Below are 24,572 nucleotides of genomic sequence, written 5' to 3'. Positions count from 1 at the left end.
GTGAGCACCCCCTGTCCGTGCCGGGCCCCGGAAGAGGTACCGGCCGGGGGCCGACGGGTCTAGGGTCCCGGGATGGACATGCTGAGGGGGACGGAGATCGCCGGGGCGGGGCTCACCGACTGGCGCAAGCTGGCGCAGGGGCTGCACGCCCGCTACCTGACCGAGGGCTTCACGGCCGGCGCGCGCTTCGTCGCGGACGTCGCGGCGGCCGGCGACGCGGTCGGGCACCACCCGCGGGTCGTCGTCGGACGCGGCCACGTCGACCTCGAGCTCGTGAGCGACGACGCCGTGTACCGCGACGACGAGGGCAGCGAGTACGTCGTCGAGTGGGTGACCCGGCAGGACGTCGACCTCGCCCGGACGATCACCGGGATCGCCGCCGAGCACGGCCTCGCCGCCGACCCGGCGGCGGTGTCGGAGGTCGAGCTCGGCCTCGACGTCACGACCTCGGCGACGTGCGCCCCGGTGTGGGCAGCCCTGCTCACGGGCGACCCGGAGGACCAGGGTCGGGGCAGCCCCGGCGACGAGGTCCGGGACGCGACCGCCAGGGTGCCGAACCTGTGGTTCGACGACGGCGCCGACGGCGGGCCCACCGGCCAGCGGGTCCACGTCGAGGTCTACGTCGCCCGGGAGGTCGTCGAGGCGCGGGTCGCCGCGGTCCTCGCCGCCGGCGGGATCGTCGTCGACGACAGCGGGTCGCCGGGCCTCACGGTGCTCGCCGACCCCGAGGGCAACCGCGGGGTGCTCTGCGCCGACACCTCGGTCGCCGCCCAGGCCTGACCCGGCGCCGCCCTCGACGACGCGGAGGGCACGGGGGGTCGGTCAGACGGGGTGGCCCAGGTGGGCGAGCGCCTGGCGCAGCAGCACGCCGTGACCGCGGTCCATCTCGGCCTGCACCCCCGGGTCGAGGGCCTCGTCGGGGGTGAGCCAGGTGAGGTCGAGGGCGTCGTTCTGCGGGGCGCAGTCTCCGGCGACCGGGACGACGTAGGCGAGCGACACCGCGTGCTGGCGCGGGTCGTGGAAGGGGGTGACGCCCGGCGTCGGGAAGTACTCCGCGACGGTGAACGGCTGCGGCGCCACCGGCACGCGGGGGAGGGCGACCGGCCCGAGGTCCTTCTCGAGATGACGCATGAGGGCGTCCCGCACCCGCTCGTGGTGCAGCACCCGGCCGCCGACGAGCTCGCGGCACACCGTCCCGCCGTCGTCGATCCGCAGGAGGATGCCGACGTGGGTCACCTCGCCGCGGTCGTCGACCCGGACGGGGACCGCGTCGACGTACAGGATCGGCAGGCGCTCGCGGGCCTGGTCGAGCTCCTCCCGGCTCAGCCAGGCGGGGTCGCGGTCCAGGTCGAGGGGGCTCATGGCTGCGATTGTGCCAACGGCCGGTCCTCGAAGGTCACCGGGGCGTCGAACGCGGCGCGCCGGGCCGCCCGCCGCAACGCCCCGAGGACCGGTCGGGCGGTCACCGTGATGAGCACGACGTTCGTCAGCGCCCGCCCGAGGTCCCAGCCGAGGCTCGTCGACACGCTGAAGACGAGGAAGGTGTGGAGGTTCTCGGCGACCGGCGCGCCGGGCACGAAGGACAGCTGTCCGTCGCCGCCGGTCGCGAACGGCCAGAACGAGAAGTTGAGGAGCAGCCCGTAGGCGAGCCCCGACAGCGCCCCGTAGCCGGCGAGCAGCGCGACCTCGCGTCGGCCGGACGCCCGGGGCAGTAGTCCGGCGCCCCAGCCGACCCACGCCGCCCCGAGCATCTGGAACGGCAGCCACGGACCGACGCCGCCGGTGATGAGGGCGGAGGCGAAGAGCGTCACCGCCCCCTGCACGAAGCCGAACCCCGGCCCGAAGACCCGTCCGCCGAGGACGAGGAGGAAGAAGACGGTCTCGAGCCCGGCCGTCCCGGCGCCGAGCGGACGCAGCGCGGCGCCCACCGCCGACAGGACGCCGAGCATCGCGACGGCCTTGACGTCGAGGCCGCCCTCGGCGATCTCGGCGAGGACGACGGCGAGCAGCAGCGGCAGGACGAGGGCGAAGACGAGCGGGGCGTCCCCGCCGTGGGCGAGGCCCGACTCGGGACTGACGAACAGCGGCCAGCCGAAGGCGACGAGCCCGGCGACGCTCACGAGCGCGACGGCGGCCGTCGAGCGGGGGCGCAGCTCGATGGCCCGCAGCCGCGGTCCCCGATCGGCGCTCACGACGCCCCCGCCCGGGACGCGGCGTCGCGGACGGCGCCGACGGTGAGCCAGGGCGCGGGCGTCAGCACCTTGGAGACCTGCGGGGCGAAGGCGGGGGAGGAGACGACGACGTCGGCGGTCGGCCCGTCGGCGACGACCTCGCCGGTCGCCATGACGAGCACCCGGTCGGCGCACTCGGCGACGAACTCGACGTCGTGGGTCGAGACGAGCACGGACCGGCCCCGGCCGGCGAGGTCGTGGAGGGTGTCGGCGAGCGCCGCCTTGGCGCCGGGGTCGAGGCCGCGGGTCGGCTCGTCGAGGAGGAGGACGGGCGGGTCCGCCGTCAGCTGCACCGCGAGGACGAGCGAGAGCTTCTGGCCCTCGGACAGGTCACGCGGGTGGCGGCCGTCGGGGATGCCGGGGGCGAAGCGCTCGAGGAGCGCGGCACACGTCCCGCCGGGGGCGTCGCTCTCGGCGTCGGCCTGGGCGCACTCGCCGCCGACGGTGTCGAGGTAGAGCAGGTCGGTCGCGGTCTGCGGCACCAGCCCCACCCGGGAGCGACGGCGGGCGGGCGAGAGGTCGGCCGGGCGGACCGACCGACCCTCGGAGTCGAGCACCTCGACGCGCCCGGCCGTGAGGGCGCCGCTGCCCTGGAGGGCCCACAGCAGCGAGGACTTGCCCGACCCGTTGCGCCCCATGACGGCCGCGACCTGACCGGGCAGGAGGTCGACGTCGACGCCCGCGACGGCGACGACGTCCCCGGGGTGGCGCACGACGACGTCACGGGCCCGCAGGACGGGGGCGCCGGCGGCGCCGCGGCCGGTCGGGACGGGCGCGCCGTCGAGGCGGTCCCGCAGGTCGCCCGCGGCGCGGCGGGCGTCGCGCACCGACAGCGGCAGCGGGCGCCACCCCGCCCAGCGGCCGAGCTCGACGACGGGCGGCGCGATGTCGCTCCACTCCATGACGTCGGCGGGGAGGCCGGCCCGGACCTCTCCGCCGGGGGAGACGTGGACGACGCGGTCGGCGTGGTGCAGGACGCGCTCGACCCGGTGCTCGGCGACGACGACGGTGACACCGAGGTCGTGGACGAGGCGGGTGACCGTCGCGAGGACCTCCTCCGCCCCGGTGGGGTCCAGCGCCGACGTCGGCTCGTCGAGCAGGACGAGCCGCGGGTGCGCGGTGAGGACGGACCCGATCGCGACCCGCTGCTGCTGGCCGCCGGACAGCTCGCGCAGCGGCACGTGGCGCAGCTCGGGGATGCCGAGGACGTCCAGGGTCTCCTCGACCCGCTTGCGCATCGTGGCGGAGGGCAGTCCGAGCTGCTCCATCCCGTACGCCAGCTCCTCCTCGACGGTGTCGGTGACGAAGCCGGCGAGCGGGTCCTGCCCCACGACCCCGACGACGTCGGCGAGGTCCCGCGGCCGGTGCTGCCGGGTGTCGCGACCCCGGACGAGGACGCGCCCGTGGAGCGTCCCGCCGGTGAAGTGCGGCACCCGGCCGCACATCGCGCCGAGCAGGGTCGACTTGCCCGAGCCGGTCCGGCCGACGACGAGCGCGAGCTCGCCCTCCTCGACCGCGAGGTCGACGTCGCGCAGCACCGGCCGGTCGGCACCCGCCGGGACGACGGACACTGACTCGAGGAGGACGGCGGGCTCAGACACCGGCCGTCTCCTTCCGTGGGGTGGGGGCCGGGGCCGAGGGCCGCGCCTCCCGGGCGGCCCGGGCCGTCCCCGCGCCCCGCGCCGGCCGGCGGGACGGGGCTGCCGGCGGCTCGGGGGTGAGGAACGCGGGCAGGGCCGCGACGAGCAGCCCGGCGACCGCGAGGAGGGGAAGGTCGGGGACGGCGAGCGGGGAGAGGGGCATCGACAGGGCGTCCGGGTCGGTCCGCAGGACGACGGTCCCGGCCGCGGCCGCCGCCGCGCCGCACGCGAGGGTCAGCCACTCCGGGCCGCGCCAGGGGTCGGGACGGTAGGTCGTCCGGGTGACGTGCCGGCCACCGAGCCACAGCCCGCCGCCGCAGAGAGCCAGCCCGGCGACCAGCGCCGGGGTGCCCATGAGCGCGGGCGTCGTCGCGTCGAGGATGCCGTACAGCCCCACCGCACAGGCGAGGAGGCCGCCGAGGGTGAGCAGGCCGCTCACCAGGCGCGTCGTCGCGGGCGCGGTCCCCGACCGGCCGTACCCGCGGGAGTCCATCGCCGCCGCGAGGACGAGCGAGCGCTCCAGGGTGTCCTCGAGCACGGGCAGCGCGACGGCGGGGACGGCCCGGATACCGCGCCGGTCGTCGCCCCGCAGCCGCCGCGCCCGGCGCACGCGGACGACCGACTCCGCGAGCTGTGGCGCGACGGAGACCGACACGACGACCGCTGCGCCCACCTCGTGGAGCGCCCCGGGAAGGGTGCGCAGGAGGCGCTTGGGGTTCGCCAGGGCGTTGGCCGCCCCGATGCACGCGATGATGACCGCGAGCCGCAGCCCCAGGGTCGCGGCACCGAGCAGGCCCTCGAGGTACACGTCCCCACCGAGCTGGATGCCGGCCGCCCACGACGGCAGTGTCGCCTCCGGGAGCGGCAGGACCCGGACCGTGCCGACCTTCAGCCCCACGACGACATGGAGGACGACCCGCAGGACGACGATCGCCAGGCCGAGCCACAGGTAGAGCCGGAAGGCCCGGGCCCACGGCGAGGACCCGCGCCGAGCGGCGACGACGAGGGCCGCCACGGCGAGGGCGAGGAGCAGCACCAGCGGGTTCGTCGTCGTGCTCACGGCCACGGCGAGCCCGAGCGCCCACGCCCACCAGGCGGCGGGGTGGACGCTCCGGGGCAGCGCGCGGCTCACGGCGTGCTCACCTCAGGCGCTGCGCCGTCGCCACATCGTCCAGCCGGCGCCCGCGGCGACGAGCGCGGCGAGCCCCAGCCCGGTGAGGAGCGTGCCCGTGCCCGACCCGGACCCCGTGGCGGAGGTCGGCGACGCGGCGAGCTCCCGGGGGTCCTCGCTCGGTGCATCGCCGGGGGCGTCCGACGGCGTGGCCGACGAGGAGGGCGTAACGCTGTCCGACGCGCTCGGGCTCGGGGAGGCCTTCGCGCGGGGCGGCTTCCTCGTCGCCGAAGGGGAGGCCGTGGGGTCGTCGGCGTCGGCGCCTCCGCCGGTGCCGCCACCCGTCGAGGAGCCACCGGAGGTCGTCCCGCCGGACCCGCCGGAGGTGGACCCGCCACCGGACCCCCCGCGGGACGGCGTCGTCGACGACCCTCCGGACGTCGGCTTCGGGGTGGAGGTCTTCTTCGGGGTGGTCGTCGGTGCCGGTGCGGTCGTGCGGGTCGGCGCCGGAGGGGCGGTGCCGGGCTGACCGCCCCCGCCGAAGGACCAGCCCTCGACGCTGCCCGGTGCCGGGTCGTAGGACCCCGCGCCGAGGTTGCTGTAGGACCACGACCCGCCCCGCGAGGCGTGCCAGTAGGACCAGTAGGCCGTCGTCGGCGGGGTGTTGCGGCACGGGTCGCTGCTCGGGGCGCCGTCGATCCGGCAGACGAACCCGGGCTGGGTCTGCACCTGGGTCACGGAGAAGCCGGCGGCCGCGAGGGCCGCGAGCCCGGACCCGGGGTCACCTGCGGCGCACCGGACCTGGGTGGAGCCGCCGAAGTCCACGACGACGGTGACGCCGGACGTGCCCTCGCAGGCGGCGGCCTGGGCGGGCGCCGCCGCGGCGACGAGGCCGGCCGAGGCCAGCCCCGCCGCCGCGAGCGTCCCGAGGAGACGGGAGGCGATGCCGCGCCGCATCAGGCGTGCGCCCCTCGCTGCCGCTTCGAGGCGTACGCGGCGGCGGCGCCGAGCACGAGGAGCAGCAGCCCGAGTGCGACCGGCAGGATCGGGTCCGTGCCGGTCTGGGCGAGCGCGCCCGTGGGGCCCGCCGCGACGGGGGTGTCGGACCCGCCGCCGACGGCGCCGGAGGTCGGCTCGTCCGAGGCGTCGGCCGTGGGCTCCGCCGTCGGGTCGCCGGGGGTGGCGGTCGGGGTGGCCGTCGGCGTCGCCGTGGGCTCCGGCTCGGCGCACGCGAGCTCCGGGGCCTCGGCGGCGGCGCCCGTGGCGGTCACCGTCCCGAGCGGGACCCCCGCGAGGGCGAGCAGGGCCTGGGCCGTGGAGCGACGGTCCTGGTCGCTGGGTGCGGCGTCCTGGCCCGCGGCCGTCGCGGCGTCGAAGCGCGCCTCGTCGTACGCGACGGCACCACGTAGCGGGGCGGCCACGTCGCACCCGAGCTGGAGGTCGGTGAGGAAGGACGCGCTGGACCGGGCCTGCGCCGTGCGACCGCCCGCGAGGTAGGCCTGGCCGGCGAGCCCGGTGCTGTTGGCGTTGACCGGCGCGGTGGGGCCGCCACCGCCGTTGCCCCCGTCCGCGTCCTGGAGGCCGGCGAGGTAGTCGAGCCCGGCGCCCGTCTCGGCGGAGTAGCCGCCCACCGCGTCGAGCGCCTGGACGGCCATCGCCGTGGCGTCGGGGTCGGCGTTCGCGTCGTCCGAGCAGCCGGCGTCGGTCATCGTGAGGGCGAAGCCACCCCCCGGGCACTGCTGCGCGGCGAGGTAGGCCGACGCGTCGGCGCTCGCGCCGCCCGGCGCGGCCCGGTGCAGGCCGATGACGGCGAAGGACTGGCCGAAGGTGTTGGAGTAGTCGCCGTACGCGGACTGGTCGACGAAGCGGCCCTGCGCGTTCTCGCGCGCCTGGAGCGTTGCGACGAGGTCGTAGGTGCCGAAGGCGGTCGGGTCGACCCCCTGGGCGACGGCGACGTTGAGCAGCTTGGCGACGGCACCGGCGGCGATCTCGTTCGGGTCGCCGAAGCCGACGTACTGCAGGGCGTTGTCCGCGAGCGCCTCCGTCGCGAGCGTCGCCTCGTCCTGCCCGGTGCCGGACGCGGCGAGCGCGAGCACCGCGTCGGCGGTGAGCCCGTAGTCGGGGTAGGACACGCCGTCGAAGACCTGGGACAGGACGTGGTCCCCCCGGCGCAGCTCCTCCTCGAGGTAGTTCGCCCCGACGAGCACCGGGTCGGTCGAGGTCGCGGGACCCTCGACGGCCTGCACGCCGTAGCGCGCCGCGTCGCCGCCGGGGACCATCGGGGCCGTCGTCGCCGCGTCGTCGGACGCCGACGGGGTCGGCTCGGCGGGCGTCGGGTCCGTGGCCCCGGTCGCGTCCGTGGTCGGCTCGGTGGTGGCCGGCGGCTCGGGGGTCGCGGTGGCCTCGGGCGTGGAGGAGGTCGTGGGGGTCGCCTCGTCCGTGGTGGTCGCGGTCGGCTCCGGGGAGGCGGTCGCGGTGGACGTCGGCGTGGACGTGGGGCTCGGGGTCTCGTCGGCCAGGGCGGCCGAGGGGGCGCCGACGAGTGCGGCGGAGACGAGCAGGGCCCCGAGCGCGCGGGCGCCGGGGCGGAGCGTGGTGGTGGGCATGGGGCCTTCCTGAGCGGTTCGTGACGATGACCCGAACCGCCGGACGGCGCCGGCCTGCCGGGCTCCGTCCCGCGTTCCTCGACGGTGTGTGTGGAGCCGCTCGCATCCCTCGGGCATTCCGACTCGCCACTGACGTGGCCTACGGCTGCGGGACAGTGCCGGACTTCGACCGGCTTCCCCCGTGAGGTGCGTGTGGGTGTCGCCACCGGGGCGACGACCTGGACTGTACCCCCTGCGCAACCCCGTCGGAACCGGGGACCACCTGCCGTTATCATCGAGGGCACAGGCGACCGAGCCGTCATCAGCGGCGAGCCTCCGGAAGAACGGGCGAGGGCCCAGCCCTCGTCTCACTAGACCCGGACGTCGGGGTCACGTCACGACCTTCCGCAAGAGCGGCCGTCCCGATGGGGCGGCAAGCGAGGTGGCACCGCGGTGGTGCCCGGCCCAGCGGCCGGACCCGTCGTCCTCGTGGCCCCACGAGTCGAGCCCCCGCAGGAGAGCCCCGCGATGACGTACCCCAAGGTCTCCACGACCGGTGAGCACACCGGCGCCGCGTTCGGCGTGCCCGCGAGCCCGCGCTTCCCGCAGGTCGAGGAGGCCGTCCTCGCGCACTGGGAGTCAGACGGGACCTTCCGGGCCTCGGTCGAGCAGCGCGACCCCGGGGAGCGGGGCGAGAACGAGTTCGTCTTCTACGACGGCCCGCCCTTCGCGAACGGGCTGCCGCACTACGGCCACCTGCTGACCGGCTACGTCAAGGACGTCGTCCCGCGGTACCGGACGATGCGCGGCCAGCGCGTCGAGCGGCGCTTCGGCTGGGACACCCACGGCCTGCCCGCCGAGCTCGAGGCGATGCGCCTGAACGGCATCAAGACGACCGACGAGATCCTCGAGCTCGGCATCGAGAAGTTCAACGCCGCCTGCCGCGAGTCGGTGATGAAGTACACCGGCGAGTGGCGCGACTACGTGACCCGCCAGGCCCGGTGGGTCGACTTCGACCACGACTACCGGACGATGAACGCCGACTACATGGAGTCGGTCATCTGGGCCTTCAAGTCCCTGTACGACAAGGGCTGGGTCTACGAGGGCTTCCGGGTCCTGCCGTACTGCTGGAACGACGAGACCCCGCTATCCAACCACGAGCTGCGGATGGACGAGGAGACCTACCGGATGCGGCAGGACCCCTCCGTCACCGTCGGCTACCTCCTGGACGACACCGGCACCGACCGGCTCCTCGACGGCGCGCACCTCCTCGTGTGGACGACGACGCCGTGGACGCTGCCGAGCAACCTCGCGGCGATGGTCGGCTCGGACATCGACTACGTCGTCGTCGAGGCACCGGTGCCCGGGACCGAGGCGAGGGCGCGGTACGTGCTCGCCGAGGCCCGTCTCGCCGCGTACGCCCGCGAGCTCGCCGGTGGGGACGGGGAGCCCGAGGTGCTCGGGCGGTACCGCGGAGCCGACCTCGTCGGGCGCTCCTACACCCCGCCGTTCTCGTACTACGCGGGACACGAGAACGCCTTCCGCGTCGTCGCGGCCGACGACGCCGTGACGACGACCGACGGCACCGGGGTCGTGCACACCGCCGGCGCCTTCGGTGAGGTCGACAAGCAGGTGACCGACCGCGAGGGCATCGAGGCCGTCATGCCGGTCGGCCGGGACGGGAAGTTCACCGCGCCGGTCACCGACTACGAGGGCATGCAGGTCTTCGACGCGAACGCCTTCGTCATCGACCACCTCCGCGCGATGACCCGCGGCGAGGGCCCGACCGGGTCGGTCTCGCCCGGCACGGTCCTGCTGCGCCGCGAGACCTACGACCACAGCTACCCGCACTGCTGGCGCTGCCGCGAGCCCCTCATCTACAAGGGCGTGGAGTCCTGGTTCGTCGAGGTCACCGCGGTCAAGGAGCGGATGGTCGCGCTGAACCAACAGATCACGTGGGTGCCCGAGCACGTCAAGGACGGCCAGTTCGGCACCTGGCTCGAGAACGCCCGCGACTGGTCGATCACGCGGAACCGGTTCTGGGGCAGCCCGGTCCCGGTGTGGAAGTCCGACGACCCCGCGTACCCGCGGATCGACGTCTACGGCTCGTTCGCCGAGATGGAGCGGGACTTCGGTGACCTGCCGCGCGACCGCGAGGGCAACCCCGACCTGCACCGCCCGTTCGTCGACGAGCTGACCCGGCCCAACCCGGACGACCCGACCGGCCGCTCGACGATGCGCCGCGTCACCGACGTCCTCGACGTGTGGTTCGACTCCGGCTCGATGAGCTACGCGCAGGTGCACTACCCGTTCGAGAACGCGGACTGGTTCGCCGGTACCGACAGCCAGGACGCGCACTTCCCGGCCGACTTCATCGTCGAGTACATCGGGCAGACCCGCGGCTGGTTCTACACCCTGCACATCCTCGCGACGGCCCTGTTCGACCGGCCGGCGTTCGAGGCGTGCATCAGCCACGGCATCGTCCTCGGCAACGACGGCCAGAAGATGAGCAAGTCGCTGCGCAACTACCCGGACGTGCGCGAGGTGTTCGACCGCGACGGCGCCGACGCGATGCGCTGGTTCCTCATGGCCAGCCCGATCCTGCGGGGCGGCAACCTCGTCGTCACCGAGGAGGGCATCCGCGAGGGCGTGCGCCAGGTGCTGCTGCCGCTGTGGTCCTCCTGGTACTTCTTCGGCCTCTACGCCAACGCGATGGCCGGCGGCGCCGGGTACGAGGCACGCTGGTCCACCGGCTCGCCCGACCCGCTCGACCGGTACCTCCTCGCGAGGACCCGCCGCCTCGTCGAGACGGTGACGGGCCAGATGGACTCCTACGACGTCGCCGGGGCGTGCGACGCGGTGCGCGGGTTCGTCGACGTGCTGACGAACTGGTACATCCGGCGCTCGCGGGAGCGGTTCTGGGACACCGGGTCCGGGGACTCCTCGGCGGCCGAGGCGGCGTTCGACACGCTCTACACGGTCCTCGAGGTGCTCACCCGGGTCGCGGCGCCGCTGCTGCCGCTCGTCACCGAGGAGGTCTGGCGCGGGCTCACCGGCGGTCGCTCCGTGCACCTCGCGGACTGGCCGGACGCGGACGACTTGCCGGCCGACGACGTGCTCGTCGCCGCGATGGACCAGGTGCGGGCGGTCTGCTCGACGGGGTCCTCGCTGCGCAAGGCCGAGAACCTGCGGGTGCGGCTGCCGCTACGCGAGCTCACCGTCGTCACGGCCGACCCGGCGGCGTTCGAGCCGTTCGCCGGCATCGTGCGCGACGAGCTCAACGTCAAGAGCGTGTCGGTCGTCGACCTCGCGACGGCGTCGGAGGCCGACTTCGGCATCAGCCAGCGGCTCACCGTCAACGCCCGGGCCGCGGGTCCGCGCCTCGGGCGGGAGGTCCAGGGCGCGATCAAGGGGTCGAAGTCCGGTGACTGGTCGGTCGGCGAGGACGGCACCGTGACGGCCGGCGGCCTCGTCCTCCTCGAGGGCGAGTACACGCTCGACACCGTCGTCGACGCGGCGGCCGGCGGGTCACGGGCGACGGCGATGCTGCCCGGTGGGGGGTTCCTCGTCCTCGACACCGAGGTGAGCGCCGACCTGGCCCGCGAAGGGCTGGCCCGCGACCTCGTCCGGGCCGTCCAGCAGGCGCGCAAGGACGCCGGGTTCGAGGTGTCGGACCGGATCGTGCTCGCGGTCGGCGGCGACCCCGAGGTGCTCGAGGCGCTGGAGGCCCACCGGACCCTCGTCGCGGGGGAGACCCTCGCCGACGAGGTCGTCGAGCTGGAGTCCCCGGACGGTGACGGCGTCGTCGTCGCGGCCGTCGGCGACGGTCACAAGGCTCACCTCCGGGTGACGAAGCGGGCCTGACCGGTGCGCACCTGACCCCGAGACAGCCCTGACCGGTCGGCACCTGACCCCGAGGCAGCCCTGACCGGTCGGCACCTGACCCCGAGACAGCCCTGACCGGTCGGCACCTGACTGCGAGACAAGAGAACGTCCGGTGAGGCAGGACCTCCGAGGTCTTGTCTCACCGGACATTTCGGGGTCACCCCGAAATGTGGAGGCCGGTGGGGCGCGTGGTCGGGTTGCGTCTCGTGGGGACGGGATGTGCGCCCGCCCACCCGGCTGCGGGAGGATGGGCGGGTGAGTCCCGCACCCGACGCCGCCCAGCGTGAGGCCGCCCACCAGCTCGAGGTCCGCAAGCGCCTCCGCGAGGTCGAGGAGGCCATCCTCTCCCGCGCGCCGGAGCACGACCTGCAGCCCTCGCTCGACCGCATCCAGGCCGTCATGGAGCTGCTCGGCGACCCGCAGCGCACCTTCCCGGTCCTCCACGTCACCGGCACGAACGGCAAGACGTCCACCGCCCGCATCGCCGAGTCGGTGCTGCGCGAGATGGGGCTGAAGACCGGCCGGTTCACGAGCCCCCACCTGCACTCGATGCTCGAGCGCATCGCGATCGGCGGGCAGCCGATCGACGCCGAGCGCTTCCTCGCCGCCTACGACGACGTCATCCCGTTCGTCGAGATGGTCGACGCCCGCTCGATCACCGCCGGCGGCCCGGCGATGACGTACTTCGAGGTCCTCGTCGCCGTCGCCTACGCGGCCTTCGCCGACCTGCCGGTCGACGTCGCCGTCGTCGAGGTCGGCATGGGCGGCTCGTGGGACGCGACGAACGTCGTCGACGCCCCGGTGTCCGTCGTCACCCCGATCGACGTCGACCACCGCCGCTTCCTCGGCGACACCCCGGAGGAGATCGCCCAGGAGAAGGCCGGGATCATCAAGGCCGACGGCATCGCCGTGAGCGGGGTGCAGGAGGACCGCGACGCCGCCGAGGTGCTCGTCGAGCGCGCGGCCGAGGTCGGCGCCCGGATCGTCTTCGAGAGCAACGACTTCGGCGTCACCGCCCAGGACGTCGCCGTCGGCGGCCAGCAGATCTCGCTGCGCGGCCTCGCCGCCGACTACCCCGACCTCTTCCTCCCGCTGTACGGGGCGCACCAGGCGCAGAACGCCGCCGTGGCCGTCGCCGCCGTCGAGGCGTTCGTCGGGGGCGGGAATCAGCCCCTCGACCTCGACGTCCTGCGCGCCGGGCTCGCCGCCGTCACCTCGCCGGGACGGCTCGAGATCGTCCGGCGCAGCCCCACGGTCGTCGTCGACGCCGCGCACAACCCGGCGGGTGCCCGGGCGCTGCGGACCGCGCTGTCGGAGGCCTTCACGTTCGTCCGGCTGGTCGGGGTCCTGGCCGTCATGTCCGACAAGGACGCGACGGAGATGCTCGAGACCCTCGAGCCCGCGCTCGACGAGGTCGTCGTCACCCGCAACTCCTCGCCGCGCTCGATGCGTCCGTCCGAGCTCGGCCAGATCGCCGCGGACATCTTCGGCGAGCACCGGGTGACGGTCGTCCAGGACCTCCCCGACGCGCTCGACACGGCCGCCGGTCTCGCCGACGAGGGTGGCGTGGGCGGAGGCGTCCTCGCGACGGGCTCGGTCGTCACGGCCGCCGAGGTCCGGATGCTCCTCGGCACGACGGACGTCTGAGCCGTGATCGAGATCCTCGCCCCGTCCGAGGTCGACCGGGCCCGCCGCACCGGGGCGCTCGTCGGCCGCATCCTCGCCACCCTCCGGGAGCGGTGCGGGCCGGGGACGAACCTCCTCGAGATCGACGGCTGGGCGAAGGCGATGATCGAGGACGCCGGCGCCCTGTCCTGCTACGTCGACTACGAGCCGTCCTTCGGGCGGGGCCCGTTCGGGCACCACGTCTGCACCTCGGTCAACGACGCCGTCCTGCACGGCCGGCCCCGTGACCAGGAGCTCGCCGACGGGGACCTCGTGACGCTCGACCTCGCCGTCCTGCTCCGCGGGGTGGCCGCCGACGCCGCCGTGAGCTTCGTCGTCGGTACCCCCGCGCCGGACGACCTCGCGCTCGTCGACACGACCGAGCGCGCCCTCGCCGCGGCCGTCGGGGCAGTGTCGCCCGACGCGCGGCTCGGCGACGTCTCGCACGCCATCGGGCAGGTGCTCACGGGCGACGGGTACACCGTGAACACCGACTTCGGCGGGCACGGGATCGGCTCGACGATGCACCAGGACCCGCACGTGCCGAACCTCGGCCGTCCCGGACGCGGGATGCGCCTGCGTCCCGGCCTGCTGCTGGCGCTCGAGCCGTGGGTCATGGCCGACACGGACCGGCTCGTCACCGACGCCGACGGCTGGACCCTCCGCAGCGCCACCGGCTGCCGGACGGCGCACAGCGAGCACACCGTCGCCGTCACCGAGGACGGCGTCGAGGTCCTCACCCTCCCGCCCGCGGCCTGACCCTCAGCGGCAGTCGAGCCCGTTCGAGGGCAGGGCGTCGGCGACGGCGGTGAAACCGGGCAGCAGGAGCGGCGCCGGGTCGTACTCGGACGGGACGAGCACCTCGACCGCCGGGTCGCGCCCGAAGGAGACGAACCGGGTCCCGTCCGAGAGCGCTTCCGGAACCCAGCCGGCGCCGTCGACCTCGATGCACTCGACCTCGGTCGGGGGGATGGCGGCCACGCCGCAGCGGGCGACGACGGCGGGGTCGCCCCAGGCCGCGACGGCGGGGGAGCCCGCAGAGGTCTCGCGCGGCTCCAGGCCGCTCACCGTCCGCGGCCACGCCGGGTCGGCGCACGCGTCGACGTCCGCGCCCCCGGGGACGGACACCTCGACGGCGCCCGAGCACCCGGACAGCAGGACGGCGCCAGCGCTCGTCGCTGCCGCCGCCCCGAGGGCTCGCGCCCGGGTCAGACGTGGACCACCGTGCACGTGAGGGTCCGGGTGATGCCGTCGGTGTCCTGGATCTTGGAGATGACGAGCTTCCCGAGCTCGTCGACCGTCTCGGCCTCGACGCGGGCGATGCAGTCGTAGGGGCCGGTGACGTCCTCGGCGAGGACGACGCCGTCGATCGTCGCGATCGTCGCGGCGACCTCGGCGGCCTTGCCGACGTCGGTCTGCACGAGGATGTAGGCCTGAACCACTGCGTCCACCTTTGCGTCGTCGCGCGCCGGGCGGCTGCCCGGCGCGGGGGCCCGTCGCGGGGGACGGGGCGCAGCAGACGCTACCGTGCCCGTGGCCGGCCCGACACCGAGGGAGGGAGAGGCCGTGGAACGCCTCCGCGACGTCGACGAGGCCGCGCTGCTCGCGCGGGTGCTCCCGGCCTACGACCGGGTGCGTCCCCGGCACGCCGACGTGCTCGTCGGACCGGGTGACGACGCCGCCGTCGTCGCCGCCCCGGGGGGCTCCGTCGTCGCGACGACCGACGGGATGGTCCGCGGTCAGGACTGGCGTGACGAGTGGTCGAGCGGTCACGACGTCGGCGTCAAGGTGGCGGTCTCGAACGTCGCCGACGTCGCCGCGATGGGGGCGGTGCCGACCGGGCTCCTCGTCTCCCTCGTCGCCGACCCCGACCTGCCGGTGGCGTGGGCGGTCGACCTGGCCGCCGGCATCGCCGACGTCGCGGCCGAGTGCGGCGCGCCGGTCCTCGGGGGCGACGTCTCCTCGGGGCCGCCCGGCGTCGTGTCCGTCACCATCACCGCCCTCGGCGCCCTGCCCGGTCCTCCGGTCCTGCGCTCGGGGGCCCGGGCGGGCGACGTCGTGGCCGTCTGCGGGACCCTCGGGCGCTCCGGGGGCGGGCTCGCCGTGCTCCTCGAGGACCTGCCGCGCACCGGCCCGGCGGCGGGCCTGGTCGCCGACCACCTCGCACCGCGCACCCCCTGGCGCTCCGGGCCCGTCGCCGCGGCCGCCGGGGCGCACGCCCTCGTCGACGTCTCCGACGGTCTCGTCACCGACGCGGGGCGGGTCGCGCGGGCGAGCGGCGTGGCGGTCGACCTCGACGGGGACGCCCTGCGCGCCCACCACGCGGCCGGGCCGCTCACCGAGGTGCTCGGGGCGGGGCGGGCCATCGAGCAGGTGCTCGCCGGCGGCGAGGAGCACTCCCTCGTCGGCTGCTTCCCGGCGGCCACCGACCTCGTGGCCCTCGCCGGCGAGCCCTGGGTCGCCGTCGGCCGGGTCGTCCCCGCCGGGCCGGACGGCGTGGTCACCGTCGACGGGGTGGTGCCGGACGTGCGGGGCTGGGACCACTTCGGCGCCGGCTGACCGCGGCGTCCGGACGCCCGTCGAGGTCCGGGGACGACGAACGGGCGGCCCCCCGTGAGGGAGGCCGCCCGTGTCGTGCGCGGTCAGGTCAGCGCTTGACCTTGCCCGCCTTGAGGCAGGAGGTGCAGACGTTGAGCCGCTTCGGGGTCACACCGGCGTCGCCGACCAGCGCCTTGACGCGCTGGATGTTCGGGTTCCAGCGGCGCTTGGTGCGGCGGTGCGAGTGCGAGATGTTGTGCCCGAAACCGGGGCCCTTGCCGCAGACGTCGCAGGTGGCAGCCACGGGTGTTCTCCTCGAAGGTGACGGATGGGATGTCCTGGGGCGCGGCGCGGAGGCGCACGCGCAACCGGAACAGCGTAGCCGAGTCGCGGCCCGGCGACCAAAACGCCCTTCGGGGCGAGGTCGTGGGCGACCGATACCCTGGCCGACGTGCCCGACGTGTTGACCGCCGACGACGCACGGCACTGGGCCCTCCTCACCCGGGCCGCGCTCGCGGCCCGCCGGACCGAGCTCGACGACCTCAACGTCTTCCCGGTGCCGGACGGGGACACCGGCACCAACCTCTACCTCACCCTCGACGGTGCGCTCGAGACGGTCGCCGACTCGCTCGGGGCCACCGCCCCGGCCGACCTCGTCGAGGAGTGCCGTCGCCTGCGCCGGGCCATCCTCGTGTCCGCCCGGGGCAACTCGGGGGTCATCCTCAGCCAGGTCGTCGGCGGGCTGTGCGACGTCGTCGAGGAGCGGCAGGCGAGGACCGTCGACGCCGCGCTGCTCGCCGTCTGCCTCGTCCGCGGGGCCGCGGCCGCCCGCGCCGGGGTCGGGCACCCGCGCGAGGGGACCATCCTCACGGTCGCCGACGCGGCGGCCGCCGCCGCCCGGAAGACCGCCGACGCCGGGGGAGGGCTCGCCGAGGTCTCGGCGGCCGCGGTGACGGCCGCCCGCGGGGCCCTCGCCGGCACCCCCGACCAGCTCGCGGAGCTCGCCGACGCGGGCGTCGTCGACGCCGGGGGCGCCGGCTGCCTCCTGCTCCTGGAGTCGCTCCACCGGGTCGTCACCGGCGCCTGGACCCAGGACGACCCCGGGACCCTCGACCCCGCCCGCGTCGGGGACCGCGACGAGTGGCACCGGCCGGCGACCTCCGGCGCCCGGGAGCCGGAAGCCCGGAACCACGGGGCGTCCGCCGGTGACGCGCTCGCGGAGCCGGACCACCTGCCCGCCCACGGCGGGCCGGCCTACGAGGTGATGTACCTCCTCACCGTCACCGACGCCGGCGCGGTCGACGTCCTCCGGGCACGGCTCGACGCCCTCGGTGACAGCCTCCTCGTCGTCGGCGGGCCGCGGCTGTGGAACGTCCACGTGCACGTCGACGACCCCGGAGCCGCCGTCGAGGCGGGGATCGCGGCCGGGGTCCCCGAACGCATCCGCATCACCCACCTGCCGAGCCAGGTGGCCGGGCGGGCGGCCGGCGGCCGGGTCGGCGTCGTCGTCGGGTCCCCGGGCCCGGGCGTCGCGTCGCTCGTCGAGGAGGCCGGGGGCGTGCCGGTCGACCTCGGCGCCGACCGGCCCGGGGCGAGCGGGCGGGTGCTCGCGGCGGCCCGTGCCACCGGGGCGCGCGAGGTCGTCGTGCTCCCGGGGGACCCGGCCGGGCTCGAGGCCGCCGAGGTGGCGGCCCGCGCGGCCGGGGACGAGGGGCTCGCCCTGCACGTCGTCCCCGCCGTCGCCGTCGTGCAGTCACTCGCCGCGCTCGCCGTCCTCGACCCGGCGCGGACCGTCGGCGAGGTCGTCGACGCGATGACGTCGGCAGCCGGCTCCTCCCGGTACGGCGCCGTCACGCCGTCCGCCGACGGGGTCGTCGGGACCGCCCTCGGGGAGGTCGTCCCGACGGGGGCCGGCGCCGAGGTCGCCGCCCGTGCCGTCCTCGAGCGGCTGCTGTCCGCGGGCGGTGAGCTCGTCACCCTCGTCGCCGGGTCCGGGGCCGGGAGAGGCCTCGCCGACCGCGTCGCCGACGCCCTGTCCCGCGAGCGCCCGGGTGTCGAGGTCGTCGTCCTCGACGGCGGACAGCCCGACAGCCTCCTGCTCCTCGGGGTCGAGTGATGGCGACCGAGTCCAGCCCGCTCCGGCCGATCATCGCGACCGCCGCCGAGCAGTTCGCGAAGCACCGGGACATCCGCACCGTCGGCGACCTCCTCGCCTTCTGGCCGCGGCGCTACCGCAGCCGCGAGAACGACGACCTCGGCACCGCGACGCCGGGGGAGTTCCTCGTCGGGGTCGCGGTCGTGAAGCGGGCGAGCACCCGGCGGATGCAGAAGCGCAAGGGGACGATGCTCGAGGTCGTCATCACCGACGGCCGGCACGAGCTGGACATCACCTTCTTCCGCGCCTACCCGCACGCGCACGTCCTGGTCCCCGGTGCCCGGGGGATCTTCGCCGGGACCGTCGGGACCTACCGGGGGCGCAAGCAGCTGACCCATCCCGGCTACACGATGCTCGACGACTTCGACGCCGGGGACCGCAAGGACCTCGTCCCCATCTACCGCCCGGTCGGCAGCCTCCACACGTGGACCGTCACCGAGAGCGTGCGGCTGGTCCTCGTGGCCCTCGACGACGTCCCCGACGCCCTGCCCGAGGACGTCCGTCGCCGGCGTGGGCTCGTCGGGCGCACCGAGGCGCTGCGCGGCGTCCACGGGCCCGACACCCACGACGAGGTCCGCGCCGCCCAGCAGCGGCTGCGCTACGAGGAGGCGTTCGTCCTCCAGGCCACCCTCGCCCAGCGGCGGCGCGCCGCGGCGGGCGACTCCACCCGGGCCCGGCCGGGGCGCGAGGACGGCATCCTCGCCGCGTTCGACGCCCGGCTGCCGTTCGACCTCACCGCCGGCCAGCGGGAGGTGGGCGAGACGGTCGCTGCCGAGATGTCCCGCGAGACCCCGATGCACCGCCTGCTCCAGGGCGAGGTCGGCTCCGGCAAGACCGTCGTCGCCCTGCGGGCGATGCTCCAGGCGGTCGACTCCGGCGGGCAGGCCGCGCTCCTCGCGCCCACCGAGGTGCTCGTCGGCCAGCACCACCGCACGATGACCCGCATGCTCGGCGACCTCGCGGAGGGCGGGATGCTCGGCGGCGCCGAGCACGCGACCCGGGTCGTCCTCCTCACCGGGTCGCAGTCGACCGCCGAGCGCCGCAAGGCCCTCCTCGACGTCGCCTCCGGCGACGCCGGCATCGTCGTCGGCACCCACGCACTCCTCCAGGAGACCGTCGACTTCCGCGACCTCGGGCTCGTCGTCGTCGACGAGCAGCACCGCTTCGGCGTCGAGCAGCGCGACGCGCTGCGGAGCAAGGGTGAGACCCCGCCGCACGTCCTCGTCATGACGGCGACCCCCATCCCGCGGACCGTCGCGATGACGGTCTTCGGCGACCTCGAGACCTCGACGCTGCGCGAGCTGCCCGCCGGACGGGCCCCGATCACGACGCACGTCGTCCCCGAGGACCGACCCGGCTGGATGGAGCGGACGTGGGCCCGGGTGGCCGAGGAGGTGCGCACCGGACGCCAGGCGTACGTCGTGTGCCCCCGGATCGGCGAGGACGACGCCCCGGACGACGGCGTCGCGGCCGCGGACCCGCCGGAGGGCGAGGAGGCCGCGCCCCGGCCGCTCAAGAGCACGACCGGGGTGAGCGCCGCGCTCGCCGAGGAGCCGTCCCTCGCCGGGCTCACCGTCGAGGTCCTCCACGGCCGGCTCCCGGCCGAGGACAAGGACGCCGTCATGGCCAGGTTCCAGCGCGGGGAGACCGACGTCCTCGTCTCGACGACCGTCGTCGAGGTCGGGGTCGACGTGCCGAACGCGAGCGTCATGGTCGTCATGGACGCCGACCGCTTCGGCGTCTCGCAGCTGCACCAGCTGCGCGGGCGCATCGGACGCGGGGGCTTCCCGGGGCTCTGCCTCCTCGTCACCGGCAGCGACGCCGAGCCGGCCCTCGAGCGGCTCACCGCCGTCGCCGGGACGACCGACGGCTTCGAGCTCGCCCGGCTCGACCTCTCCCAGCGACGGGAGGGCGACATCCTCGGCGCCGCCCAGCACGGCCGGACCACGCAGCTGGAGTTCCTCCACATCCTCGAGCACGAGGACGTCATCGACGCCGCCCGCGAGGACGCCTTCGCCCTCGTCGAGGCCGACCCCGACCTCTCCGCCCACCCGCTGCTCGCCGAGGCCGTCCGCGCCCGCGTCGACGCCGAGCAGGCCGCCTACCTGGAGCGCGGCTGATGACCCGGATCATCGCCGGTACGGTCGGCGGACGCACGCTGCGCACCCCGCCCGGCTCCGGCACCCGCCCGACGAGCGACCGGGTCCGCGAGGCGCTCTTCTCGGCCCTCGACGCCCGGGACGCCGTCGCGGGCGCCCGGGTCCTCGACCTCTACGCGGGGTCCGGGGCGCTCGGTCTCGAGGCGATGAGCCGCGGGGCCCGGTCCGCCGTCCTCGTCGAGTCCGACCGGCGTGCGGCGGCGACATGCACCCGCAACGCCGGCGACCTTGGGCTGGGGCGGGTCCGCGTCCTCGCGAGCACCGTGACCTCCGCCCTCGCCGCCGACCCCTCGCCGGACGAGGTCGCCGACCTCGCCCTCCTCGACCCGCCCTACGACGTGGGGGAGGACGACCTCGCCGCGGTGCTCGGCCGGCTCGCGGACGCCTGGCTCGCCGAGGACGCGCTCGTCGTCGTCGAGCGCTCCTCCCGCTCCCCGGAGCCGACGTGGCCGCCGGGGCTCGAGCGGCTCGGCAAGCCCCGCAGGTACGGCGAGACGACCGTCTGGCTCGCCGAGCCGGTCACCTGAGCGGTGGGCCCGGGGTCCGGGCGAAGGTTCGACACGTCCGGGCTGGTCAGCAGGGGTGTCTGACAGGATGCCGTCATGACCGACTACGAGATCCCCCGTCCCACCAGCGGCGACGTCGTCGAGCTCATCCTCGACGACCACCGGATGTTCGAGGACCTCCTGCGCGAGTGCCGGCGCACCGACTCCGACCGGGCCGCGGCCCGGCAGGCGCTCGCCGAGATCCTCGTCGCGCACGCGACGGCGGAGGAGGAGACGGTCTACCCGACACTGCGCCGCCGCGCCGACGACATCACCGCCCATGAGGCCGAGCACGGCGAGGAGGAGCACGCCGAGATCACCGAGGCCCTGCTCGCCTTCCTCGAGGCCAAGGGGACGGACACGGACACGTACGACGAGGCGCTCGAGGACCTCGCGACGGTCGTCAACCACCACTCCAACGAGGAGGAGCAGACGATCCTCAACCCGGCCCGTGAGGAGGTCGACGTCGCCGTCCGCGAGCGGTTGGCCGTCGACTGGCTCACCCGGCGCAACCAGCTCCTCGAGGCCGGCTGCGCCTCCACGGGTCAGGTCAAGGCCCTCCTCGACACGGCCGTCCACGACGGCACGATCGCCCCGGCCCCGGCGCGCGCCGAGGCGGAGGAGATCCAGGACGAGGCCAAGGCCCGCGCCCACGACGTCGAGGAGTCGGCGAAGCAGGACGGGTGACGCAGGCGGCGTCGTGGCGGTGACCTGGGCCGAGACGGCGGACTTGTAGGGTTCCGCGGGTGAGCGATCGCGTGCGCCGGGCCGTCTGCCCCGGGTCCTACGACCCCGTGACCCTCGGTCACCTCGACGTCGTCGAGCGGGCCCTCGCCGTCGCCGACGAGGTCGTCGTCGCCGTCTTGCACAACCCCGCCAAGCGCGGCACCTTCACCGTCGAGGAGCGGCTCGACCTCGTCCGCGGCGCGCTCGCGCACGCCGGGATCGGGGACCGGGTCCGGGTCGAGGCCTTCGCGGACCGGCTCCTCGTCGACGTGTGCCGCGACCTCGACGCCGGGGTCGTCGTCAAGGGCCTGCGGGGCGGCACCGACTTCGCCTACGAGCTGCCGATGGCCCGGATGAACCGACACCTCACGGGGCTCGAGACCGTCTTCCTCCCGGCCGACCCCTCGCTCGAGCACGTGTCGAGCTCGCTCGTCAAGGAGGTCGTGCGCTACGGCGGCGACGTCACCGGCCTCGTCCCGGACGAGGTCCGCGACGCCCTCGTGGCGCGGGTGCGTGAGCACGGCTGACGCGGCGCCGACGCGGCGGGCGACCACGAGGTCCGCCGCCGCGCGCGCCCGCTTCCGACCCGACGTCGAGGGCCTGCGGGCCGTCGCCGTCCTCGCCGTGCTCGTCTACCACGCGGGGCTGCCCGTCCCCGCGGGCTTCGCCGGCGTCGACGTCTTCTTCGTCATCTCCGGATACCTCATCACCGGGCTGCTGCTCACCGAGCTCGACAAGACGGGCCGGATCTCGTGGATGCGCTTCCTCGGGCGCCGGATCCGACGCCTGCTGCCGGCGGCCGTGCTCGTCCTCGCCGTCGTCGCGGCCTGGTCGTGGTGGGTCGTCCCGGGGGAGCGGCTGCAGGTCATCGGCCGCGACGTGCGGTACGCGGCGCTCTACGTCGTCAACTGGACGCTCGCCGGGCGCGAGGTCGACTACCTCGCCTCCGACCTCACCCCGTCGCCGGTGCAGCACTTCTGGTCGCTCGCGGTCGAGGAGCAGTTCTACCTCGTGTGGCCCCTGCTGCTCCTCGTCGTCGCCCTCGTCGCCCGACGCCTCGGGGCCCGGCCCGACCGCCGCGTCGTCGGCGCGGTCCTCGGTGTCCTCGTCCTCGCCTCGTTCGTGTGGTCCGTCGTCATGTCGCGGACCGAGCCGGAGGCCGCGTTCTTCGTCACGACGACCCGAGTGTGGGAGCTCGGCGTCGGGGCCCTGCTCGCGGTGTGGCTCACCGGCAGGGAGCGGCCGGAGCGGGCGGCCCCGTGGACGGCGGTCGCGGGCTGGGCGGGCCTCGCCGGCATCGTCGCCGTCGCGGTGGCCCTGCCGACGGACGTCGACTGGCCGGGGGCGTGGGCCCTGCTCGCCACCCTGCCGACGGCGCTCGTGCTGTGGGCGGGCTGGCAGGGGTCGTCGTGGGGTCCGGTCCGGCTGCTCGGCACCCGGCCGATGGTCTGGATGGGCGGGATGTCGTACTCGGTCTACCTCTGGCACTGGCCGGTCATCGTGCTCGGCGGCTGGACCGTCGAGTACCTCACGGGCGCCGAGGTCCCCGCCTGGGCGACGGTGGCCCTCGCCGCGGCGTCGCTGTGGCCCGCGTGGGTCTCGTGGCGCTACCTCGAGCAGCCGCTGCACTACGGGACCTTCCTGCGGCGGCGTCCCCGCGCGATGCTCGCGTTCGGCGTCGCGCTGTCCGCCGTCGGCGTCGCGGCGTCGGTCCCGCTCATGACCTTCCGCACGCCCTTCGAGACCTCCCCGCCGGACGGGCCGGTCCCGGCGCTGGCGTCCCTCGGGGCCAACACCGTCGTCCCCGGTCGCGCGGTCGCGAACGCCGCCGATCCCGGCTGGGCCGTCCCGGACCCCCTCCTCGCGGGTCGCGACCGGCCGGACGCGGACGTCGACCGCTGCCAGGTCCCGGCCGCGTCGACCGAGCCCGTCGCCTGCGAGTTCGGCGACCCCGACGGTGCGGTGACCGTCGCGCTCGTCGGGGACTCCAAGGCGATGCAGTGGCTGCCGGCGCTCCAGGAGCGGGCGGTCGAGGAGGGCTGGCGCGTCGTGACCTACGGCAAGTCGGCGTGCGCCTTCTCCGCGGCCGCCGCGGCGGAGGGCGGCGAGGCCTACCCGGAGTGCGACGTGTGGAACACGGCCGTCCTCGACGCGCTGACGGGCGACCCGCCGGACGTCGTCGTCACCTCCGGCGTGGCCCGGACCGCCGAGACGGGCGCCGGGCGCGACCGGGCCGCCCTCGTCGAGGGCTACGCGACCCAGTGGCGCCGGCTCGCGGAGGCGGACGTGCCCGTCCTCGTCATCGGGGACAGCCCCGACTCGCCGGACGACCTCGACGTGTGCGCCGCCTGGAACCCCGAGAGCCTCGACGAGTGCACCTTCCCCGTCGGCCCGGCGCGCGAGGCGAGCGCCCTGCCGGTGCAGGAGGAGGCGGTGCGCGCGGCCGGGGACGGGGTCCGCCTGCTCGACCTCACCGAACGCATCTGCCCGGGCGGCGAGTGCCCGGTCGTCATCGGCCACGTCACCGTCCACCGGGCGGGCGACCACGTCACCGCGACGTACGCCCGCACGCTCGCGGGGCCGGTCTCGCGGGCCGTCGCCGCGGCGCTGCCCGCGCCCGAGGCCGAGTGAGCGGGCCCGGACGGACCTGCCCCCTCTCCGTCCGGTTTGGGGACGGGCCTCCGGGCCGGTAACGTTGGCTCCTGGTCTGCGTCCGTGCGACGGGACCCGAACCGACCGGAACCACCGTGAAAGCCATGTCTCGACTCGACCCACGCTCGCCCTTGGTGCTCGACACCAAGCTCGTCGGGCGTCGACCCGGGTCCATGCACGAGCTCGAGCGGGAGGCCGGGGCACCGAGCGACCTCGGCACGGACGTCATCGCCGTCGAGGAGGGGGCACCCCTCCTGCTCGACCTGCGCATGGAGTCCGTCGTCGAGGGCGTCCTGGTCACCGGTTCGGTCCGTGGCACGGCGACCGGCGCGTGCGTGCGGTGCCTGGACCCGGTCACCGAGACGGTGGACGGGACCTTCCAGGAGCTGTTCGTCCACGCCGATCGGCACGTCCGCCACGACGAGGTGGGGGACGAGGACGCCGACGAGGAGCGCCTGGTCGAGGACGGTCTCATCGACCTCGACCCGGTGGTCCGGGACACGGTGGTGCCCGCGCTGCCGTTCCAGCCGGTGTGCCGGCCGGACTGCCCCGGTCTCTGCTCCGTGTGCGGCCAGCCGCTCGCGGACGACCCGGAGCACCAGCACGACGAGATCGACCCCCGATGGGCGGCCCTCTCGGCCCTGGCCGAGCCGCCCGAGACGACAGAGAAGAGGACCTGA

General features: G+C 75.5%; 21 protein-coding genes and 1 riboswitch. Of the genes, 12 read left to right on the top strand and 9 right to left on the bottom strand.

The genetic code is table 11. The features are described 5' to 3' along the window. The first annotated feature begins 72 nt into the window (after positions 1–72). Entirely contained in the window at positions 73–780 is a 708-nt protein-coding gene (locus KC207_RS05915; protein ID WP_211601991.1) for a 4a-hydroxytetrahydrobiopterin dehydratase, read from the top strand. Between the two features lie 42 nt (positions 781–822). Here the strand turns inward: KC207_RS05915 and KC207_RS05910 are convergent, their stop codons facing one another. Genes KC207_RS05910 through KC207_RS05885 form a run of 6 tightly spaced genes read right to left on the bottom strand, consistent with a single transcriptional unit; the run spans position 823 to position 7,588 of the window. After that, on the bottom strand, positions 823–1,362 hold the full coding sequence (locus tag KC207_RS05910) for an NUDIX hydrolase family protein (RefSeq protein WP_211601990.1): 540 nt from the start codon (positions 1,360–1,362) through the stop codon (positions 823–825). Further along, positions 1,359–2,192 (bottom strand): ECF transporter S component, encoded by an 834-nt coding sequence (locus KC207_RS05905; protein ID WP_249138586.1) that lies wholly within the window; start codon positions 2,190–2,192, stop codon positions 1,359–1,361. The genes KC207_RS05910 and KC207_RS05905 overlap by 4 nt, the downstream gene beginning before the upstream one ends. Then, positions 2,189–3,832: an ABC transporter ATP-binding protein gene (locus KC207_RS05900; protein WP_211601989.1), complete on the bottom strand. Its 1,644-nt coding sequence runs from the start codon at positions 3,830–3,832 to the stop codon at positions 2,189–2,191. The genes KC207_RS05905 and KC207_RS05900 overlap by 4 nt, the downstream gene beginning before the upstream one ends. Next, on the bottom strand, positions 3,825–5,003 hold the full coding sequence (locus tag KC207_RS05895) for a CbiQ family ECF transporter T component (protein ID WP_211601988.1): 1,179 nt from the start codon (positions 5,001–5,003) through the stop codon (positions 3,825–3,827). Before KC207_RS05895 ends, KC207_RS05900 begins: the two co-directional genes overlap by 8 nt. 12 nt (positions 5,004–5,015) lie before the next feature. After that, on the bottom strand, positions 5,016–5,939 hold the full coding sequence (locus KC207_RS05890; protein WP_211601987.1) for a hypothetical protein: 924 nt from the start codon (positions 5,937–5,939) through the stop codon (positions 5,016–5,018). Beyond that, positions 5,939–7,588, bottom strand: coding sequence for an LPXTG cell wall anchor domain-containing protein (locus KC207_RS05885; protein WP_211601986.1), 1,650 nt, complete (start codon positions 7,586–7,588; stop codon positions 5,939–5,941). Before KC207_RS05885 ends, KC207_RS05890 begins: the two co-directional genes overlap by 1 nt. Positions 7,589–7,699: 111 nt before the next feature. Next, a riboswitch (cobalamin riboswitch) is annotated at positions 7,700–7,768 on the bottom strand. 327 nt (positions 7,769–8,095) lie between these two features. On the opposite strand from KC207_RS05885, the gene ileS reads away from it, so the two are divergent. The 3 genes from ileS (at position 8,096) to map (ending at position 13,876) form a co-directional block, all read left to right on the top strand. Continuing rightward, positions 8,096–11,431 (top strand): isoleucine--tRNA ligase, encoded by a 3,336-nt coding sequence (gene ileS / locus KC207_RS05880; RefSeq protein WP_211601985.1) that lies wholly within the window; start codon positions 8,096–8,098, stop codon positions 11,429–11,431. A 276-nt stretch (positions 11,432–11,707) separates the two neighbouring features. Continuing rightward, complete coding sequence (locus KC207_RS05875) at positions 11,708–13,099, top strand: bifunctional folylpolyglutamate synthase/dihydrofolate synthase (protein WP_211601984.1); 1,392 nt, start codon at positions 11,708–11,710, stop codon at positions 13,097–13,099. Between the two features lie 3 nt (positions 13,100–13,102). Further along, entirely contained in the window at positions 13,103–13,876 is a 774-nt protein-coding gene (gene map / locus KC207_RS05870) for a type I methionyl aminopeptidase (RefSeq protein WP_211601983.1), read from the top strand. A gap of 3 nt (positions 13,877–13,879) precedes the next feature. On the opposite strand, the gene KC207_RS05865 is transcribed toward map, so the two are convergent. Continuing rightward, the gene (locus KC207_RS05865; RefSeq protein ID WP_249138585.1) at positions 13,880–14,347 is read right to left on the bottom strand and encodes a DUF3515 family protein; all 468 of its coding nucleotides are present in this window, start codon (positions 14,345–14,347) and stop codon (positions 13,880–13,882) included. Then, the gene (locus tag KC207_RS05860; RefSeq protein ID WP_211602095.1) at positions 14,326–14,559 is read right to left on the bottom strand and encodes an Lrp/AsnC family transcriptional regulator; all 234 of its coding nucleotides are present in this window, start codon (positions 14,557–14,559) and stop codon (positions 14,326–14,328) included. Before KC207_RS05860 ends, KC207_RS05865 begins: the two co-directional genes overlap by 22 nt. Positions 14,560–14,683: 124 nt before the next feature. Here KC207_RS05860 and thiL point away from each other — a divergent pair, with 124 nt between their 5' ends. Next, on the top strand, positions 14,684–15,676 hold the full coding sequence (gene thiL, locus KC207_RS05855; RefSeq protein WP_211601982.1) for a thiamine-phosphate kinase: 993 nt from the start codon (positions 14,684–14,686) through the stop codon (positions 15,674–15,676). A gap of 88 nt (positions 15,677–15,764) precedes the next feature. Here thiL and rpmB read toward each other — a convergent pair whose 3' ends face one another. Further along, positions 15,765–15,959 carry a 50S ribosomal protein L28 gene (rpmB, locus tag KC207_RS05850; protein WP_204130928.1) on the bottom strand — a complete coding sequence of 65 codons (195 nt, stop codon included), beginning with the start codon at positions 15,957–15,959 and terminating at the stop codon, positions 15,765–15,767. Between the two features lie 147 nt (positions 15,960–16,106). Here rpmB and KC207_RS05845 point away from each other — a divergent pair, with 147 nt between their 5' ends. The 7 genes from KC207_RS05845 to KC207_RS05815 all read left to right on the top strand — a co-directional run bounded on the left by KC207_RS05845 (position 16,107) and on the right by KC207_RS05815 (position 24,572). Next, entirely contained in the window at positions 16,107–17,771 is a 1,665-nt protein-coding gene (locus KC207_RS05845; RefSeq protein WP_211601981.1) for a DAK2 domain-containing protein, read from the top strand. Further along, the gene (locus KC207_RS05840) at positions 17,771–19,930 is read left to right on the top strand and encodes an ATP-dependent DNA helicase RecG (RefSeq protein ID WP_211601980.1); all 2,160 of its coding nucleotides are present in this window, start codon (positions 17,771–17,773) and stop codon (positions 19,928–19,930) included. Before KC207_RS05845 ends, KC207_RS05840 begins: the two co-directional genes overlap by 1 nt. Beyond that, the gene (gene rsmD / locus KC207_RS05835; protein ID WP_211601979.1) at positions 19,930–20,496 is read left to right on the top strand and encodes a 16S rRNA (guanine(966)-N(2))-methyltransferase RsmD; all 567 of its coding nucleotides are present in this window, start codon (positions 19,930–19,932) and stop codon (positions 20,494–20,496) included. The genes KC207_RS05840 and rsmD overlap by 1 nt, the downstream gene beginning before the upstream one ends. A gap of 75 nt (positions 20,497–20,571) precedes the next feature. After that, positions 20,572–21,201, top strand: a complete 630-nt coding sequence (locus KC207_RS05830) for a hemerythrin domain-containing protein (protein WP_211601978.1) — start codon at positions 20,572–20,574, stop codon at positions 21,199–21,201. A gap of 59 nt (positions 21,202–21,260) precedes the next feature. Next, positions 21,261–21,767: a pantetheine-phosphate adenylyltransferase gene (coaD, locus tag KC207_RS05825; protein WP_211601977.1), complete on the top strand. Its 507-nt coding sequence runs from the start codon at positions 21,261–21,263 to the stop codon at positions 21,765–21,767. After that, a complete protein-coding gene (locus KC207_RS05820; protein ID WP_211601976.1) occupies positions 21,754–23,871 on the top strand; it encodes an acyltransferase family protein in 2,118 nt (705 codons plus the stop codon). Before coaD ends, KC207_RS05820 begins: the two co-directional genes overlap by 14 nt. Before the next feature lie 125 nt (positions 23,872–23,996). Then, positions 23,997–24,572 carry a YceD family protein gene (locus KC207_RS05815; RefSeq protein WP_211601975.1) on the top strand — a complete coding sequence of 192 codons (576 nt, stop codon included), beginning with the start codon at positions 23,997–23,999 and terminating at the stop codon, positions 24,570–24,572.

The sequence above is a fragment of the Phycicoccus avicenniae genome (genome assembly GCF_018139485.1).
Lineage (GTDB): Bacteria > Actinomycetota > Actinomycetes > Actinomycetales > Dermatophilaceae > Phycicoccus > Phycicoccus avicenniae.
Note: the sequence above shows the minus strand (reverse complement) of the source record. Positions and strands in the feature narration are given on the sequence as shown.

What these genes read in the sequence shown, in the direction of transcription:
- KC207_RS05840 (WP_211601980.1), top strand. Translation starts at nt 17,771, where the DNA reads ATGGCGACCGAGTCCAGCCCGCTCCGGCCGATCATCGCGACCGCCGCC.
- KC207_RS05815 (WP_211601975.1), top strand. Translation starts at nt 23,997, where the DNA reads ATGTCTCGACTCGACCCACGCTCGCCCTTGGTGCTCGACACCAAGCTC.
- KC207_RS05915 (WP_211601991.1), top strand. Translation starts at nt 73, where the DNA reads ATGGACATGCTGAGGGGGACGGAGATCGCCGGGGCGGGGCTCACCGAC.
- KC207_RS05910 (WP_211601990.1), bottom strand. Translation starts at nt 1,362, where the DNA reads ATGAGCCCCCTCGACCTGGACCGCGACCCCGCCTGGCTGAGCCGGGAG.
- KC207_RS05890 (WP_211601987.1), bottom strand. Translation starts at nt 5,939, where the DNA reads ATGCGGCGCGGCATCGCCTCCCGTCTCCTCGGGACGCTCGCGGCGGCG.
- rsmD (WP_211601979.1), top strand. Translation starts at nt 19,930, where the DNA reads ATGACCCGGATCATCGCCGGTACGGTCGGCGGACGCACGCTGCGCACC.
- KC207_RS05830 (WP_211601978.1), top strand. Translation starts at nt 20,572, where the DNA reads ATGACCGACTACGAGATCCCCCGTCCCACCAGCGGCGACGTCGTCGAG.
- ileS (WP_211601985.1), top strand. Translation starts at nt 8,096, where the DNA reads ATGACGTACCCCAAGGTCTCCACGACCGGTGAGCACACCGGCGCCGCG.
- KC207_RS05885 (WP_211601986.1), bottom strand. Translation starts at nt 7,588, where the DNA reads ATGCCCACCACCACGCTCCGCCCCGGCGCCCGCGCGCTCGGGGCCCTG.